The organism is Nostoc sp. DedQUE05 (assembly GCF_034530955.1).
Classification (GTDB): Bacteria; Cyanobacteriota; Cyanobacteriia; order Cyanobacteriales; family Nostocaceae; genus Nostoc.
Genome location: NZ_JAVRCB010000006.1, coordinates 121,108 through 139,326, shown reverse-complemented (window position 1 = coordinate 139,326; position 18,219 = coordinate 121,108). Strand labels below are relative to the sequence as shown.

The following is an 18,219-nucleotide window of genomic DNA, read 5'->3' as shown; positions in this document are numbered from 1 at the left end:
GATACCCAAATAAAAGTTGATCTGTGAAAACATCTCTAGAAATTATGCGTTAGCGTTCGCGCACCGTTCCGAAGGAAAGGTATCGCAAGCAAAGTAGCAATCAATATAAAGTTTTGTAACAGGCGTACTCATCTGCGTAAAAACTACGGACTCCTGACGAAACCCAAACAGAAGCAAACAAGTAGTTCACCTGTTGACAACATGAATGTATTGAAACGAGGAGATGGAATAACGATCAAACACAGTCGATTGACTAAAGCTGTTACTGGATGTGGGTTGGCGCAGCCTGCGGCAGGCATCCCTCTAACTTACAGCATCAGTATGACTTGACCAAGGCTAGCTGAAAGTCATGTCTTCGGCTTTTGTGATTCCTTCTATCTCACTCATGCTTGCAAACCAGGATATTGTCTGTAGATGTATAGGACATTGTACCGTAAATTTCGATGGTTAGCTCAATTTATTCGGAATATTGTTCCAAATCTGAGCAGAATTAATCTAATCTTAGTATTTTTACGGTACTAAAAGCCTTAACTTATTTCTTAAGGCAGATGATTCCAGGCATGACAAATTTTGGAGTAGTTCGCCTGTGGATTCAACATCCACATTCTGCGATTGAGATATTAACTGCATACTAGCTGACTATAAAGTAATGAAGAAAAGATTTTTAGAATATGCAAGTTTAACACTATGTACTATATTTACCTTTATAGGAGCAGCCAGTGTTGAACAGCTACTACCGAGTAACGGACACCTTGCATGGCACTCTAACCGTGTCTTAGCACAAACCTCTGAGGAGAAAGAAGCTAACGTAGTTTGTGAAAAAGGCAGCAATGCTGTCGTAACTATTAAAGATGGCAATGGACATGGGAGCGGTTTTCTAGTTAGTCAAGACGGATTAATTATTACAAATGCTCATGTTGTGGATGGTAGTCCTAGTGTTGTCACAGTAGTTTTTAAAGATGGTAAGCAAGTCCCCGGAGATGTCGTTGGTTTTGCAACGGGAGGTGTAGATTTAGCTGTTTTAAAAATCCCAAACCGCAAAAATTTACCAGCCCTTTCTTTAGCGCATCCAGGTTCAGTGAAAGTTGGTTATCGCGTCTTTGCTATTGGTACTCCTTTAGACCCAGATAATCGTGATACTTGTACCCAAGGCAATATTAGCCGTATTAGGAAAGATGGAGAAATTCAACATACTGCTAGTACTAATCCGGGAAACTCTGGAGGCCCTTTATTAAATTCTCAAGGAGAAGTAATTGGTGTCAATTCTTTAGTTGCTACAGCTCCAGTATTTGATGGCGCAGGTGATTTAGTTGCTCGCACACCAAGTGGTACTGGCATTAATCTGGCTCTTCCTGTGGAAAAAGTCAAATCTTTCTTAGCAGACGTGCGAAACCAGCGAGTCTCTAATAAATCTACTTTACCGCGAGAAAAAGAACCGACTATTACAACTATTCCGCTCAATGGTCAAGTAATTAATGGCAGTTTAGCTGAAGGCGATCGCATCCGAGACAATGGTAGCTTTATAAAGCTATATCAATTTCAGGGTCGAGCAGGTCAAAAGGTAGTCATTGAGATGGCTAGCCGTAAGATTAATTCATTTTTAAATTTATATCAGGTAAGTGAATCTTCTGAAGGTAAAGAGTTCAATAAAATAGCTGAAAACGATGATAGAGGGCCTGGTGATTTGAATGCTCAAATAGAGACTACTTTGCCAGCAGATGGGCTTTATTTCATAGTTGCGAGTGCTTCAGAACGAGGAGAAACAGGAAATTACGGTTTACGGGCAACAACTACGCCCTAAGTAATTCGCTAGTCAGAAACAGAACCCACATTATGAACATTAAACACACTTGCACCCCTTACCAATGACAAATGACCATTTCTTTAACTCACTATCAACTTCAATCATCAAAACTATGCAAAATAAATCATTCTTCATCGGTTTAGGACTAACTGCTTTAACATCTCTAGTCTGCTTGAATGTTGGTCTAAATTCAACCTTTAGTAAAGCAACTGCTGCCGAATCACAACCTGATAAAGTTACTTTCTTTTGTCGGGAAGTTACAGATACAGCCAGTGGGCAAAAAATTCCGGCTACAATTGCTTGGGTTCCTGAACGTAAAGGTCATGTGCGTTTTATTGGCTGGAAATCTGAATACTTTAATCAAGGTGGCTGGACTCCAGCAGAACGCTGTCAGAAAGTCACTCAAAAATTTCAAGAATTCTATGAACAAGGTCGCTTAAATTACCTGACTTATGGTAAGAGTAACGGCTATCCCATTATCTGTGGTCTTCTCAACCAAGGTGAGACTTGCAATAGTAATAATCAACTATTTACGGTGAAATCTGGCAGTAAACCTGATGAAGTCATACAAAGATTAATGGATATTTCAGAAGGTAAAAGCGCAGAGCCAATTTTGCAAAGTTCAGGTGAGCAATTGTATATTCCTGTGCAAAACTTTTTAAACAAGTCTCCACTGCTCGATAGCAAATAATAAATGTATTCAGAAATTAATTATGCAGCGATAGATTTAAATCCCTAACTCAGATCCCCAATTTCTTGTAGCCACCCTACGAGTGTCTACTCTATCCTTCGGAAACTGCTTGGCAGAACGAGAACGCCTAAAGGCGAACCCGGAGGGTAGAAGTCGGGGATCTGGAGAAAAATAATTGCTCAACAATTCTTAACAATCCTTAATCAGCAATGAAAGCAGGAAAATTACTCTCACTCATATTATTTTGTACTGCGATCGCCACCACACAGACACTTGGTATAACTCCAACTTTTAGTCAAGCTAACTCTTCAGATAGGGTGAGTTTCTTTTGCAAAGATACCTTTGATCGGGCAAGTAATACAAATTTACCTACTACACTTGCTTGGATACCTGAAAAACGCGGTCATACTTCCATTATTCTGTGGAAATCAGAATATTTTCTTGGTTGGAACCCTCGTCAAAGATGTGAAACTGTATCTCCCAAATTTCAAAGTTTTTATAACCAAGGAAGTTTAAAGTATTTGACTAATGGCAAAGTTAAAGGATATCCAGTCATTTGTGCTGTAGCAAAAGAGGGAGATCAATGTGAGAAGGAGAATCAACTATTTCAACCGAAAGATGAACGGAGTAGTGAGTTGGTGATTTATCGGTTAGTAAATGCTTTAGAAGGAGGGAGTGGAACTGAAGCTTTATATCAAAGTTCAGGAAAGCAAATGTATGTACCAATCGATGAGTTTTTGCGTAAAGCTTCTACCCTTGAACAAGAAAAGCGAATCTAATAGACATCAATTAATTATGCGATAATCGCTAACCCCCCGTAGGTTATTCGCGCTTTCCTCCAGTCTCGATTTAGAACCCCGACTTCTTTAAAAAATCGGGGTTCTGGACAGCCAGTTTATCAACTCAAACTCCACATAATTTTGAGAATTAAAATGAATCGAAATCTCACTCTGATTTTACCCTTACTATTGTTACAATTTCCTAGTTTGGCTTTAGAAAAACCATCCAGTTATTTATCTCAAGCAAGAGTTGAGACTTCCGCTTGTGAAATCGAACCAGAAAATAGAGAACCCGTAAAATATTCAGACAAACAACTGCAAACCCTCGCTAAGAGAATCACAGTCAGAGTCATTGGTGATAACAACGGAGGATCGGGAACTCTACTAGCTAAAAAAGGCAATACCTACCTAGTTGTTACTAACTCCCATGTAGTTAGAGGAGTGAATAGCATCAGTTTGCAAACATCAGATGGTAAAATTTATCCTGCACAACCTCTTAAGAACGCTAACTTTAAGAAATTTGATTTAGCTTTATTACAATTTAAAACTAATCAAAATTATTGTCTTACAGAAGTTGCCAATTACATCATTACTGATACTGATAATAAATTAGTCCTCGCTGCGGGATATTCCTCCGAAAAAGGACAAATAGTATTTCGCCCAGGTCAAGTGCAACAAATATTGGAACGACCACTAAAGGAAGGATATCAAATTGGCTATAGCAGCGACATTGAACAAGGAATGAGTGGCGGTGCAATTCTTAACTCTGTCGGACAACTTATTGGGATAAATGGTAGAAGCGCCTATCCCATATTAAACACAGGTTATGTATATCCTGATGGTTCCCGACCAACAGAGGAAGAAATTAAGCAAATGCGAAAATTTAGTTGGGGAATACCTATCTCAACTTTTTTAACGCAGGTGAATACAGAAATATTGACCGTTTATTCTCTACCAATACCAAATATTCGTGATCAACAACCGCAACCAGTATTGACAGGATGGTTAAAGGATTTAGAACAAAAAGCTAAAAAGATTACTGTCAGAATTGATAGCAGCAGTAAGGCGAATGGTTCGGGGGTAATTATTGCTAAGGATGGGGACACTTACACAGTATTAACAGCAACGCATGTTGTTTGTGAAAGAAAAGAAGCAAAACAGCCATGTGGTGATTATAAATATCAAATACTTGCACCTGATGGCAAACAATACCCTGTAGAGAAAACTACCATTAAAGTAGAAGAAGGCGTTGATTTAGCGGTAGTTAAATTTACTGCTAATAATCAAGACTATAAAGATAATGTAGCCACCTTAGCAAATTATAATCCCAATACTGGTAACTATATGTTTACTGCTGGGTATCCCAAATTGGGTGAGAATTATTCACCTTGGGGATTTACAATAGGGCAGATTTTTGATAAAGAAAATGGGTTAATACAATCTAGGCAATCAGATTTTCAAACTGACAGTTCTGGCAAATCACAAACTGCGAGTTCCTTAACCGGAGGATATGAGTTAGTTTACACCAGCATCACCTATGGTGGGATGAGTGGCGGCCCTGTATTAGATTCTCAAGGAAAGGTAATTGGGATTCATGGACGTGCAGAAGGAGAAATCTACGATCAACAGCTAAAAGAAGATCAAGTACAACTAGGCTATAGTTTAGGAATTCCCATCAGTACTTTTTTAGGAATAGCAACGCGATTTGGCGTACAAGCACAGAAAGTAAAAACTGATGCTGCACCGCAACTAAATGCACAAAAAGTCAAGGCTATTCAAGAAGCAGTATTATCAACTGATGTCTCCAAAGGGAATACAACAGCCCGTCAATGGCTAGAAAGGGGAAATCAACTGTGGCGGTTGCGTCGGTATCAAGAAGCAGTTCAAGCATTTGACGAGGCAATAAAACTGAAACCATCTTTTGTTTATTTAGCTGATTATGGCAAGGGTTTAGCGTTAACTACAGATGGAAAAGATCAAGAAGCGATAGCTGCATTAGAAAAAGCAGTGTATCTCAAAGATGATTTGGTTGCTGCTTGGCTTTTGCTAAGTGTAGCTTATAGAAAATCAAACCAACTTGAGCAAGCATTAAGAGCAATAGACAAAGCAATTCAACAACAGCCAAATAACCCAAATTTGTATAACGAAAAAAACGTGATTTTAGATAGCTTAAAACGTTATACAGAAGCAGAAATTGCGGTCAATAAGGCTATTGATATTAATCCCCGCGCTGCATTTTACAACAATCGGGGTATTCTTTACTATGAGCAGAAAAAATGGGATTTAGCTTTAGATGATTTCAATAAAGCCATTGCAATTAATCCGACTTATACTGATGCTTACAACAATCGGGGGGTTCTTTACAAAGAGCAGAAAAAATGGGATTTAGCTCTAGATGATTTCAATAAAGCCATTGTAATTAATCCGACTTATGCTAATGCTTACGGAAAACGGGGTAATCTTTACCAAGAGCAGAAAAAATGGGATTTAGCTCTGGATGATTATAATAAAGCTATTGCAATTAATCCGACTTATGCTAATGCTTACATCAATCGGGGTTTACTTTACAAAAAGCAGAAAAAATGGGATTTAGCTCTAGATGATTATAATAAAGCCATTGCAATTAATCCGACTTATGCTGAAGCTTACTACAATCGAGGTAATTTTTACTATGAGCAGAAAAAATGGGATTTAGCTCTAGATGATTACAATAAAGCCATTGCAATTAATCCGACTCTTGCTGACGCTTACAACAATCGGGGGGTTCTTTACAAAGAGCAGAAAAAATGGGATTTAGCTCTAGATGATTTCAATAAAGCCATTGCAATCAATCCGACTCTTGCTGATGCTTACTACAATCGAGGTAATTTTTACTATGAGCAGAAAAAATGGGATTTAGCTCTAGATGATTACAATAAAGCCATTGCAATTAATCCGACTTATGCTGATGCTTACATCAATCGGGGTAATCTTTACCAAGAGCAGAAAAAATGGGATTTAGCTCTAGATGATTACAATAAAGCCATTGCAATTAATCCGACTTATGCTGATGCTTACGGAAATCGGGGTAATCTTTACCAAGAGCAGGAAAAATGGGATTTAGCTCTAGATGATTACAATAAGGCCATTGCAATTAATCCGACTTATGCTGAAGCTTACAACAATCGCGGTTTTCTTTACAAAAAGCAGAAAAAATGGGATTTAGCTCTTGATGATTTCAGCAAAGCCATTGCAATTAATCCTCAGGATGCTACTGCTTACTACAATCGTGGCAATGTTTACTATGAGCAGAAAAAATGGGATTTAGCTCTAGATGATTACAATAAAGCCATTGCAATTAATCCGACTTATGCTGAAGCTTACGCACTTCGAGGAGTGCTTCACGGGATGATAGGCGACAAACAAACAGCTATTCAAGATTATCAGCGAGCAGCCCAACACTTCCAAGCTCAAGGAAATATTGCTAGTTATGAAGTGATTATGAATGCTTTAAAAGAGTTACAAAAATAAGTATTAGGTACTGGATACTTGAGGCTGGAGTTCAACCTCTATCCACAATCATTTATTAGCATTTCGCTCAAGTTCTGCAATAATCTGCTCTACTTCCTGATATCTCGAATCTTTTCTTTCTTCAAAAATACGCGCAGCCTTCCTATATGTCTGAATAGCCGTTTGCAAATCTCCCTTTCCCAAAGCTTGACGAGCTTCGTCCATTAATACTTCTGGCAATTTTTTCTGCTCAGGGGAGACATTTGACGAACCAATAGGATTTTTGTCTGTTTGGCTATTTTCCACTATTGATAACTTAGTCAGAGATATTATCTCTGCGTGTATTTTATCAATAGTTTCTAACAAATCTGCTGCTTGTTTATAGTCATTTTGATTTAAATCAATTAAACTTTTTTGCAAATAAAGCTCTCTAGCTCTCTGAAAACTTTGGATTTTTTTCTGCTGTTCATCTTCCACTAACCCCAGTTGATAATAAGCTGCTGCATACTGGGAATTAAGTTGAATTGCTTGAGTAAAATCATCAATTGCTTTTTGTTTCTTTTCTTTAATCCTATCTTTGACTACAAGGGGACAAGTAATTCGATAATCATCAATTTTTTTACAACCCGGTACTGTTCCATCAGAATTTAATGGTTTTCCTTGAGTATATTTAACATAAATTAAACCCCGTTGATAATATGCCTCTGCATTTTGGGGATTAATCTGAATTGCTTGGGTAAAATCTAATAATGCTCCTTGATAATCTTGTTGATTAGCCTTTTGTATTCCTTGTATAAACCAGTTGATTGTCTGTGCTTGTAATTGTAGAGACTGAGAAGCTGATGCTTCAGCCTTTGGAATCATCATCTCAAAAGTTGTGAAGGTAGGAATTGTCAGACTTAAACAAGCAATAGGTAGGTTTAGGTAGTGCATATTTATGGGGAAGGGGGAGTAAGAATAATTTTCTAATACTTAATACCTAATTTGTTAATTTATTGTAAGAGTCCTATTTGTAGGGTGTGTTAGCGTTACCGCAGGGTAGCGTAACCCTACATTTTTTTTTCATCAAAGTAATAAAAACACATTAATCGCTTGACTTCTTGCAAAGATTATGATTTATTCCATCTAAACTTTGATGACTGTTCAAATAATCATTTAACCAGTGACAACTACGCTGTTGTAAATCATTAATATCCAAATTCCATATAATTATGTGATTGTTGATATCGACTGAGGCGACAATGTTCTCATCTGAACTAAAATTCACCTCTGAAATATTACTTTGATGTCCTTGAAGGGTATAAAGCAGTTTCCCTGTCAAACTCCAAAAATTGATTTTGTCCCCACTCGCTGAAACTAATACTTGATTGTTGGGACTAAAGCTTACACTATAAACCCTTTCATTATGTTGTAAACTGCGTAACAATTTACCACTCTTACTATGCCAAAGTTTGACTGTTTTATCAATACCAGCAGTGGCAATTATTTTCCCATCTGGACTAAATATTACAGATGCAATATTATTTTCATGTCCTGATAAGATTTGTAATAATTTCCCCTCCAGATTCCACAGTTTTACTGTTTTGTCTCCAGCAGTCGCCAAGATTTTACCATCTGGACTAAAGTTAATCTTAGTAAGCAAGTTAGAATTTGTCTGCCAGCTTTTTAATAATGTCCCTTGTAAATTCCAAATTTTCACTTGTTTGTCAATTCCCCCAATGGTTACAATATTTTTCCCATCGGGGCTGAAACTCGCATCTTGGATTGGGTTATATATTTTGTCAAATATACTGTTATTAGCTTTCTTATGCCCCTGCCAACTCTTTAAAAGTTTACTATCAAGATTCCACAGCTTAATTTGATTATCTACGCCAATTGTGACAAGATTTTTTCCAGTTGGATGAAATAGCACTTTGATAATTTCTCCCTCATGTGCATTAAAGCTTCCTAGCAAATTACCATCACGCTGTCGGAGGGTGACAATACCTTGTTTATTACCTACTGCAACAGTTTTACCATCCGGGCTGATACTAACACTATTACCTGGGAAACTAGGTAAAATACCCTGCAAATGCCAAAGTTTAATTGTCTTGTCTGCACTAGCAGAAGCTATAGTTTTTCCATCTGGACTAAAACTCACTTCCGATGCTTTACCCCCATGTCCTGAAAATGTGTAGACTAAGGGCGGGGAATTAGATTTTTCATCTGTGGGAATATCCCAAACTTTTACTGTATCATCTGCACTTGCAGAGGCTATGAACTTACTATCAGGGCTAAAATTAACGTCTAAAACTTCATTGGTATGACCATCTAAGGTATGCAATAATTGACCTGTAAAATCCCAAATTTTTACAGTTTTGTCTTTGCTGGTAGAGGCTATAAACTTACTATCCGGGCTAAAATTAACACTGAAAACTTCATTACTATGACCTTGTAACGTTTTTAAAGCTTTGCCTTCAAGGTTCCAAAGTTTCACAGTTTTATCAGCACTTGCAGTAGCAAGAGTTTGTCCATCTGGGCTAAAATTTACACTCCAAATTCTTTGGTTGTGGGCGGGAATCGTTCTGATTAATTGTCCATCCAATGTCCACAGTTTTATTTGCCCTTTGTCGTTAGCAGTTGCCAGAATTTTACTATCTGGGCTGAGAGCGATCGCCCCCAATCCATCCTTTTCTGATAACCTGAAAAAAGGCTGATTTTCAAATAAACTTGTGCTAGAATCATACCGCCAAAAACTGATAGTATTATCGAAACTGGCAGCAATTAGCAATTGATTATTTGGGCTAAAAATTACACTAAACACCCTATCTCGATGACCTGCTAGTGTTTGTAAGAACCGTCCATCTCGTCGCCAAATTTTTATGGTGGTATCTTGACTAGCTGAAGCTAAAAGTTGACCATCGTGGCTAAATTTGACGCTGGTAACTTCACCTTCATGTCCTGTTAAGCTATTGTATTCTTGAATCTGGTTGATATTTTCCAGAATAGATGTAGATAAACCTATCTTAGTTTGGGAATCTAATAATTTTAATCCCTCTAAATTTTTGATAACTTGCAGTATGGAAATAAATGCTTCAACTTCGTTCCCCGACTTTAATAAGACTTTTGCAGACAGATTGAGGGCTTGTAGTTCATTAATTTGTGCTTGTTGTCGTTGAAATAAAGCCACACCAGCTAATAGTAATGCTCCTAATAACCCACTAGTTAATAGGATAATAGTTCTTTTTCTAGCAGTATTCTTCGCTTGATGTTCTCTATCTCGTAGTTCTAAACTTAAGTTAATAAAACTTTGCTCAGTGGCATTAACTTGAGTGGTGCGTTGCAGCAACCATTCCTCTGCATAAATTAAAAGTTTACCTCGTAACAATGCTCCGACATCTTGATTACTATTTTCCCATTGTTTGATTAATACCCTTAATTGCTCTTGCCAACGGCGAAATTCTCCATCAATTTGCATCCATTGCTGCAATCTTCGCCAGTTTTTGATTAATGCTTCATGGATAATTTCTACAGTTTCAATATTGGTAATTTCATTGCGATTTGTCACCAATAACCGCGCATCAGCTAACCGTGTAACTAAATTCCAGTTTTCTTCTCCCACCTCCTGACGATTGGCTAAACGGCGGATATCTGCGTTGTTATCTGTGGGTTGTACTAACTGAATAAGTATTTGTTTTACTCTTTCTTTGTCTGCTGAATTCAGTTGAACATAGACTGATTCTGCATGGTTGGCTAAGGCGGTTTCCACACCCCCAATATCTGTGTATGCTTGATGAGTCAGCCATCCTTGCTGTTGTTTTTGCCATAACTGAGTTAAGGTAAATTCAAGTAAAGGTAAGTGACTGGGAGAATCCAACACCACATCAATGAGACGTTGGGTTAATCCCGGTTCTAACTGCACATTGAGGATTTGCGCCGGTTTAGCGATCGCAGTTTCTAATTCTACAGCATTCATCGGTCCTAAGTTTAACTGGGCATCCTGCAACGCATCGGCAAAAGGACGGTAAGATAAAGCTTCGCCGAAAAAGTCTGCCCGCAGAGTTAAAACTAAGGTAAAGCCAGGAACACTCTTCACCGCATTCAGGAGATGATCTAGAAAGATTTTGCGTTCTTCGGTATCCTGACAAAGGGTGTAGAGTTCTTCAAATTGGTCAGCAATTAGCACTAACTGAGACTTGGGTGACGCTGTAATGATAGATTCTAGGAAGTTTTGTAAGGCAATATCACTATTTCTCAACTCCACTTCCAGTTCTAATTCCGCCAACCGTGGATCAGGAATTGCAGATTGGTTATTAGGAAGCGCAGACAAATTCTTCGCCTTCCCTATTCCTCCTTCCCCAATCCCCAGTAAAGAGTCCCTATTCTCCAGTCCCCAATCCCCAGTCCCCAGTCTCTGAGAAAGTGCGATCGCTAAAGATTCTAACGGATTATTCCCAGGACGAAAGGAAATAATCTGCCAATTATTACTTCTATCTTGCTTTAATTGCCCAATCAACCCCGCAAACACCACTGAAGATTTACCACTTCCAGAAGCCCCAACCACTGCTACCAAATGCTTTTTTTTCACCGCAGCAACTAACTGTTGCGTTACCGTTTCTCGTCCATAGAAATAGGGTGCATCTTCTTCTTTGAAAGCAGCTAAACCGCGATAGGGACAGTTAGCAACAGCCCCCATACCCTGCCAAGTGGGAGGTATTGCTAACAAATTCTGCACAATCACAGGCAACCAACTAGCACAAGGATAATCTGTTTCTAAACCTTGTAATTTTTGACGAGCAATATTAACAGATTGATAGAAAGATTTCCTCCCTGTAAACTCTTGAATAAAGTCTTTTAAAAACTGATGTGCTACCTTATCTGGTACAGGTTCGCGCATCACAATCACTTGCGGAATATGCAAACTTTCTAACTCCGCTGCAATTCCTAAGCCATCACAGGAGTTAAAAAAAGCTAACTGTAACCCTTGCCTGACTGCGGTTTGCAGTCCATACCGCAACTCATCCATTGTTAAACTATCGCTGCGGTTGAGAAAAATTCTCCCCTTTGTTGACTCTGTTCGACTATGCCCAGAAAATAAGAGAATATCCCAACCTTTTTCATCCCAAAGGTGTTTGTTGAGTTCTACAGGTGTTGGTTCAACTAAAACAATTAGTTCAGCTGCTTGGCAGTATTTTTTTAAGAGTTTCTCATCTTCAGCAACGTTAATTCCTTCACTATTACCCAGGATAATTAAAATACGGATATTGGGGCGTAGGCGTAGCCCGCCGCAGCCATCGCTTTTTTTCACCCGTTGGGCTGAAAGCGAACTAAGAGCTACCACTGCATGAGGATAATACTCAAATAAATCCCATAAATGCCAAGGCAATTTTCGCAGTTGAGTTTCATTGGTGCGAATAATTACTCGCACTTCATCAGCAGCAGTTAACTGTGTTAAACATTGCTCTTTAACAAGCCGGAATGAATCTGCTTGCAACCAAGTAATAAAACTCTGCTTGATAATATCTGCTTTCGCGTGACATTCTTTTTTCAGAGATTGAAACCTGACATTAGTAATCTGGTCTTTTTTGGGTTTAATGCGGTATCCATCTAGACTGCGATAACTCTTAGACCAGTCTTGATAAATATCAGGTAGGGTGGGAAGCCCAGGTAATTTTAATGCGTTGTCACTTAGCTCAACATCGGGAAGCGAAGCATCTTCACCAATTGCTAAACTAACGCCAAAGCCGTTATGGAAGTCACCATCCAGCTTGAGGACAACTAACTTGTTCATCGTCTTACCACTCCTACCCCCGCATAAAACCTCTATTCTGAGTTCGATTTGCTTGGAAACATTTTACGCAAATGGCAGAGTTTGTCACAAAACTTTACTCTACGTAAATGGCGATCGCGCTACCATTCTCCAATTCTCCTATACATCCCATCGCATCTGATTTGAAACCACATTGCATAGATACATCCCATTGCTCGCTAACTGTACTACCTCTTTGCCAAGCCATTTGACGCACGTAGAAATCTTCGCCATCTGCTACATTAGCAACTTGGGTAGGACTCAGCATCAGGATTAAGCAATAGCGTTTAGAGCATAGTTTGAGGTTGGCGCTAGCATCGCTGAAAGCTCCCATAACTGTATAGTCACAACCATATTTTTCTCCCTTAATTGCAATAGTGCAACTTGATGGATAAAAGGTTTCGTGGGCTGCAAAATTAACGGCTGGTTTTGCTAATGTGGCGGGAGCATTCAAGCTTAATAGACCAACGGAAGCTAGCAGGGATGCTACCATTCTTTTCAACATAATTTTGACCTTTGTAAAAATCTTTTTGTGGGTGATGCAACCTTTTTGATTGCTTCTATTAGTGTTTCTGCACCCATCCAGTATTTTTACGCAGGTAAAAAAGTTAGTTACAAAACTTTACTGTTTGTGTGAATTGGACAATAGACCTCTTGCAAAAAGCAATTTTGCAAGAGTTGGGAAAAGGTTAAAGGGAAAGGGGAAAAGACAAAATCTTTCCCCTTTTCCCGACTTCTGCAAGAAGTCTAATAATCTTTTTGACTAAGTTATCAATAGTGAAGAATAGCCAAACAGACAGAAATCCTATCAATTCGTCAACTGTCTCCCCTGAGCGGAAAAAATTGTCAGAGTTATTAATGGATGAAGCTCGTCAAGCTTTGGGAAAGGGAGATTTGCAAACGGCTATTCAGACATATAGGAAGGCTGCGCGTATTTTTGAAGAAAGAAAAGATTCGAGATATCAGGAAGTAGAGCAGATTATTGCAGAACTTGAGCGAAATGCTAATAAATGATTGTGGATAGAGGTTGAACTCCAGCCTCAAGTATCCAGTACCTAATACTTATTTTTGTAACTCTTTTAAAGCATTCATAATCACTTCATAACTAGCAATATTTCCTTGAGCTTGGAAGTGTTGGGCTGCTCGCTGATAATCTTGAATAGCTGTTTGTTTGTCGCCTATCATCCCGTGAAGCACTCCTCGAAGTGCGTAAGCTTCAGCATAAGTCGGATTAATTGCAATGGCTTTATTGTAATCATCTAGAGCTAAATCCCATTTTTTCTGCTCATAGTAAACATTGCCACGATTGTAGTAAGCAGTAGCATCCTGAGGATTAATTGCAATGGCTTTGCTGAAATCATCAAGAGCTAAATCCCATTTTTTCTGCTGTTTATAAAGAAGGCCGCGATTGTAGTAAGCAGTAGCATCCTGAGGATTAATCGCAATAGCTTTAGTGTAATCATCAAGAGCTAAATCCCATTTTTTGTATTTTTTGTAAAGATTCCCCCTCAAGTTGTAAACAGTAGCATCTTGAGGATTAATCGTAATGGCTTTAGTGTAATCATCTAGAGCTAAATTCCATTTACCCTGGGTTTCGTAAAGACCCCCCCTCAAGTTGTAAGCAGTAGTATACTGAGGATTAATCGTGATGGCTTTGCTGAAATCATCAAGAGCTAAATCCCATTTTTTCTGATCTTGGTAAAGAACACCCCTATTAGAAAAGAATGCAGCACGGGGATTGAGGTCAATTGCCTCATTGATTGCTGCTTCTGCTTCTCTATAACGTTTTAATTCCCTTAACACCGTTACCTTATTGTTATATAGGATTGGGTTTTTTGTCTGATTTGGGTTTTGTGACTGAATTTTAATCGCTGTGTCTATTGCTACTAATGCTTTATCTAGTTGCTTTAATTCTCTGTAATATAAACTTAGTGTTTGCCAAGCATCAACAAATTGATCTTCGAGTTTTACTGCTTGTTCTAAAGCAGCTATGGCTTCTTGCTCTTTCCTACTCCAACCTAATGCCAAACCCTTGCTATAATAAGCTAAATAAACAAAATCGGGGCTTTGCTGAATCGCTGCATCAAATGCTTGAACTGCTTCTTTATACCGATCCAACCGCCACAGTTGATTTCCCCTTTCTAGCCATTGACGAGCTGTTGTATTTCCTTTAGAGACATCAGTTGATAATATTGCTTCTTGAATAGCCTTGACTTGTTGTGCATTTAGTTGCGGTGCAGGATCAGTTTCTACTTCTTTTTGTGCTTGTATACCAAGTCGCGTTACTATTCCTAAAAAAGTACTAATTGGAATTCCCAAACTATAGCCTAGCTGTATTTTTTCTTGTTCTGCTTCTGCACGTCCATGAATACCAATGACTCGTCCTTGCGAGTCTAATACAGGGCCGCCACTCATCCCACCATAGGTGATGCTGGTGTAAACTAACTCATATCCTCCGGTTAAGGAACTCGCAGTTTGTAATTTGCCAGAATTATCGCTTTGAAAATCTGATTGCTTAGATTGAATTAACCCCTGTTCTTTATCAAAAATTCTCCCCATTGTGAACCGCCAAGGTAAGTTGTTCCCTAGTTTGGGATACCCAGCAGTAAACATATAGTTACCAGTATTAGGAATATAATTTGCTAGTGTGGCTACATTATCTTTATAATCAAGATTAGTAGCCGTAAATTTAACTATCGCTAAATCCACACCTTCTTCTGTTTTAATAGTGCTTTTATTTACAGGGTATGGTTTGCCATCAGGTGCAAGTATTTGATATTTATAATCACCACATGGCTGTTTTGCTTCTTTTCTTTCACAAACAACATGCGTTGCTGTTAATACTGTGTAAGTGTCCCCATCCTTAGCAATAATTACCCCCGAACCATTCGCCTTACTGCTGCTATCAATTCTGACAGTAATCTTTTTAGCTTTTTGTTCTAAATCCTTTAACCATCCTGTCAATACTGGTTGCGATTGTTCATCAGGAGTATTCGGTACTGGTAGAGAATAGGCGGTCAATATTTCTGTATTCACCTGCGCTAAAAAAGTTGAGATAGGTATTCCCCAACTGAATTTTCGCATTTGCTTAATTTCTGATTCTGTGGGACGGGAACCATCAGGATACACATAACCTGTGTTTAAAATCGGATAAGCGCTTCTACCATTTATCCCAATTAGTTCTCCGTGAGAGTTGAGAATTACACCCCCACTCATTCCTTGTTCAATATTGCTGGTGTAACCAATCTGATATCCTTCCTTTAGTGGTCTAGATGCAATTTGTTGCACAGTACCTTTGCGAAATACTATCTCTCCTTTTTCAGAAGAATATCCCGCCGCCATAACTGGTGTCTCAGTGTCGGGAACTGATGTAGTAATTTCTTTAGGTACACAATAATTTTGATTTGATTTAAATTGTGATAAGGCTAAATCAAATTTATCAAAATTAGTGTTAGGAACAATTTGTGCAGAATAGGTTTTACCATCAGATGTTTGTAGATTAATGCTGTTAACTTCTCGAACTACATGAGAGTTAGTAATAACTAGGTAGGTATTGCCTTTTTTAGCTAGTAGAGTTCCCGAACCGCCGTTATTGTCACCAATGACTCTAACCGTGATTCTGTTAGCGAGGCTTTCCAGTTGTTTATCTGAATATTCTCCAGTTTCTCCATTTTCTGCTTTGATTTTACATGCAGAAGTCTCAACTGCTGCTTGGGAAACAGTATCAGAGGATGTTTCAACAGCAAAGGTGGGGAAGGGTAGGAAAAGTAAGGAAGCAATCAGGACAATAGTTTTATTCATATTGCAAGACTTGTGAACAGAGAGTGTATGAATCTCACGCAAAGGCGCAAAGACGCAAAGAGGTTATTATTAAACTTCAAATTCTCTTGTTTGCCGCGACTCACCATAAGCCACCATAATTTCAAACTTTTCCCCCAACTCAGCACTAAACTCTAATTGAATCCAGTTATCTTCTTCTCTAGATATCACTTCTAAAACACTTTCCCCTGATTCATCATGAATATTTAATTTCACTCCTTGAGGTAAAACATTGTGTCCAATAGGATATACTTGGGTTAAAATATCAACTTCACCCTTACTTCCCTCAGCAATTTTCACCACTAACGCCACAGAAATTTGCTCAAGTTGCATCCCTAAATCAATTTTTTGACCTCGTGTCATGCTCACAGCACTCTTAAAAGCCAATCCCAATTGTTGAGGATTTAACAGATGCTCAATAGTTTGCCAACCTGCATCTACAAATCCGTCCAACCATTGTCCAATTTTCACCAAGCTTAATGATTCTTTTTGCTGTGGAGATTTAGCTACTTCCAGTTCGCTAAGATAAAGCAAAAAATCCTCTAAAGATTGCAACTGATTCAGAGGAAATTCAGCCTTAACTTCGGTTGTAAAACCTAAAATTGTAGCCTCTTTAAGGGAAGAGTTAAATTGCACAGCTACATAACCCAATCTATCTGAGCGAACCTCTGGCGGTATCTCACATACTTCTGCTTTTGGTAAAACTGGACGACATTCTAATTTCCCTAAGTTTTTAACTTCTAAATCAGCTACATTCATCAATTGAATTGCTAAACGTTCGCGGCTATCACTAGAGAGCCAATCAGTCTCAAATCCCATACACTGGAGATAATTATCTACAGCATACACAGCCAAAGTATTCAGATAAACCTGTTGACGCTTGAGAGTGTTAGAAATGTTATTGCTATATTCTTGAGCGATTGCATGAGCTTCTATAGATAGAGTCACGCTAAAAGTTAGTTGCTTAGTAATGCTATTCATCCGAAATTCTCCTAAATTTGAATAGTAAGTTAATCAGTTTCTATATATATTTCTTTAAATAAGTAATTATTTTATGCATTCGCCGCTGATAAAAGCTAGAAGCTGTCGAAATTGGTACACCTAATTCTTCAGAAATTTCCTTCCACTGCTTACCTTCTAATACCAGCAACAGAATAGCTTTTAAACTAGCTTGGGGATGTTCCTTAATATACTCATTATTTAAAAAATCCTCTGGGTCATTCTCAATAATTTCTTTTAGCTGCTCTTGCTCAGATATTTCATTCTCTACAGGTAAATCTTTGTTGAGTTCGTCTAAAGACAGCACTTGAGTATTTTCCTGATTTTTGGGAAGCAGAGTTATCCCTCTTTTCTGGTCTTTTTTCACCACATCATAAAATCGTCTGCGGAAAATTTGATTTACCCATGCCATCACTGGATATTGTGGATTATATTGTTCAATATGACGGCAAATTTCTATGAAGGTATGTTGCAATGCTTCATTATAATAGTCTTCATAGTTAGGTAATCCCAACCACTGAGTTTGCTGGCTCAATCTCCCAGCACACCTAATAGCATTGATTAGCTTATTTAAAGCTATCCGTCGTTTTGCTCTGTCAGTTGCATTCTCACTGTCAGCCGGATATCGCTTTGCTTCATTAACTAGCTGCTGTAGTTCCTGGTTGAGAGCGTCGTCTCTGTGTTGGAAATCATTCGTCATCTCACGCGATCGCTCCAGTAGGGAATGTCTATTCTGGTATCTTCCCTTGCCTTTGGACTTTACGCAAAAGCAGTTAGTTGTTACATAAGGTTACAAACCACATTCTGGTATCCAAGATGTGCAACTACCCACACATCCTGCGTCACATAA

Annotated in this window: 11 protein-coding genes; 5 read left to right on the top strand and 6 right to left on the bottom strand. The window is 38.5% G+C overall.

Annotated features, from left to right (window positions below; genetic code table 11):
- The first annotated feature begins 649 nt into the window (after nucleotides 1–649).
- The 4 genes from RMZ42_RS06520 (at nucleotide 650) to RMZ42_RS06505 (ending at nucleotide 6,784) form a co-directional block, all read left to right on the top strand.
- Nucleotides 650–1,801 (top strand): S1C family serine protease, encoded by a 1,152-nt coding sequence (locus RMZ42_RS06520; protein WP_322670632.1) that lies wholly within the window; start codon nucleotides 650–652, stop codon nucleotides 1,799–1,801.
- 115 nt (nucleotides 1,802–1,916) lie between these two features.
- Nucleotides 1,917–2,495: a COP23 domain-containing protein gene (locus RMZ42_RS06515; RefSeq protein ID WP_322670631.1), complete on the top strand. Its 579-nt coding sequence runs from the start codon at nucleotides 1,917–1,919 to the stop codon at nucleotides 2,493–2,495.
- Between the two features lie 209 nt (nucleotides 2,496–2,704).
- Nucleotides 2,705–3,274, top strand: coding sequence for a COP23 domain-containing protein (locus tag RMZ42_RS06510; protein WP_322670630.1), 570 nt, complete (start codon nucleotides 2,705–2,707; stop codon nucleotides 3,272–3,274).
- A gap of 153 nt (nucleotides 3,275–3,427) precedes the next feature.
- Entirely contained in the window at nucleotides 3,428–6,784 is a 3,357-nt protein-coding gene (locus RMZ42_RS06505; RefSeq protein ID WP_322670629.1) for a tetratricopeptide repeat protein, read from the top strand.
- Between the two features lie 48 nt (nucleotides 6,785–6,832).
- On the opposite strand, the gene RMZ42_RS06500 is transcribed toward RMZ42_RS06505, so the two are convergent.
- From RMZ42_RS06500 to RMZ42_RS06490, 3 genes are all read right to left on the bottom strand, one after another.
- Complete coding sequence (locus RMZ42_RS06500) at nucleotides 6,833–7,696, bottom strand: tetratricopeptide repeat protein (RefSeq protein ID WP_322670628.1); 864 nt, start codon at nucleotides 7,694–7,696, stop codon at nucleotides 6,833–6,835.
- A 151-nt stretch (nucleotides 7,697–7,847) separates the two neighbouring features.
- Nucleotides 7,848–12,533, bottom strand: coding sequence for an eIF2A-related protein (locus tag RMZ42_RS06495; protein ID WP_322670627.1), 4,686 nt, complete (start codon nucleotides 12,531–12,533; stop codon nucleotides 7,848–7,850).
- A gap of 94 nt (nucleotides 12,534–12,627) precedes the next feature.
- Complete coding sequence (locus tag RMZ42_RS06490) at nucleotides 12,628–13,056, bottom strand: hypothetical protein (protein WP_322670626.1); 429 nt, start codon at nucleotides 13,054–13,056, stop codon at nucleotides 12,628–12,630.
- 338 nt (nucleotides 13,057–13,394) lie between these two features.
- Between RMZ42_RS06490 and RMZ42_RS06485 the strand changes: the two genes are divergently transcribed.
- The gene (locus tag RMZ42_RS06485; RefSeq protein WP_322670625.1) at nucleotides 13,395–13,565 is read left to right on the top strand and encodes a hypothetical protein; all 171 of its coding nucleotides are present in this window, start codon (nucleotides 13,395–13,397) and stop codon (nucleotides 13,563–13,565) included.
- 48 nt (nucleotides 13,566–13,613) lie between these two features.
- Here the strand turns inward: RMZ42_RS06485 and RMZ42_RS06480 are convergent, their stop codons facing one another.
- The 3 genes from RMZ42_RS06480 to RMZ42_RS06470 all read right to left on the bottom strand — a co-directional run bounded on the left by RMZ42_RS06480 (nucleotide 13,614) and on the right by RMZ42_RS06470 (nucleotide 18,069).
- Nucleotides 13,614–16,352 carry a tetratricopeptide repeat protein gene (locus tag RMZ42_RS06480; RefSeq protein WP_322670624.1) on the bottom strand — a complete coding sequence of 913 codons (2,739 nt, stop codon included), beginning with the start codon at nucleotides 16,350–16,352 and terminating at the stop codon, nucleotides 13,614–13,616.
- A gap of 69 nt (nucleotides 16,353–16,421) precedes the next feature.
- Nucleotides 16,422–17,351 carry a DUF1822 family protein gene (locus RMZ42_RS06475; protein WP_322670623.1) on the bottom strand — a complete coding sequence of 310 codons (930 nt, stop codon included), beginning with the start codon at nucleotides 17,349–17,351 and terminating at the stop codon, nucleotides 16,422–16,424.
- A 40-nt stretch (nucleotides 17,352–17,391) separates the two neighbouring features.
- Nucleotides 17,392–18,069 (bottom strand): sigma-70 family RNA polymerase sigma factor, encoded by a 678-nt coding sequence (locus tag RMZ42_RS06470; protein ID WP_322670622.1) that lies wholly within the window; start codon nucleotides 18,067–18,069, stop codon nucleotides 17,392–17,394.
- Nucleotides 18,070–18,219: the final 150 nt, after the last annotated feature.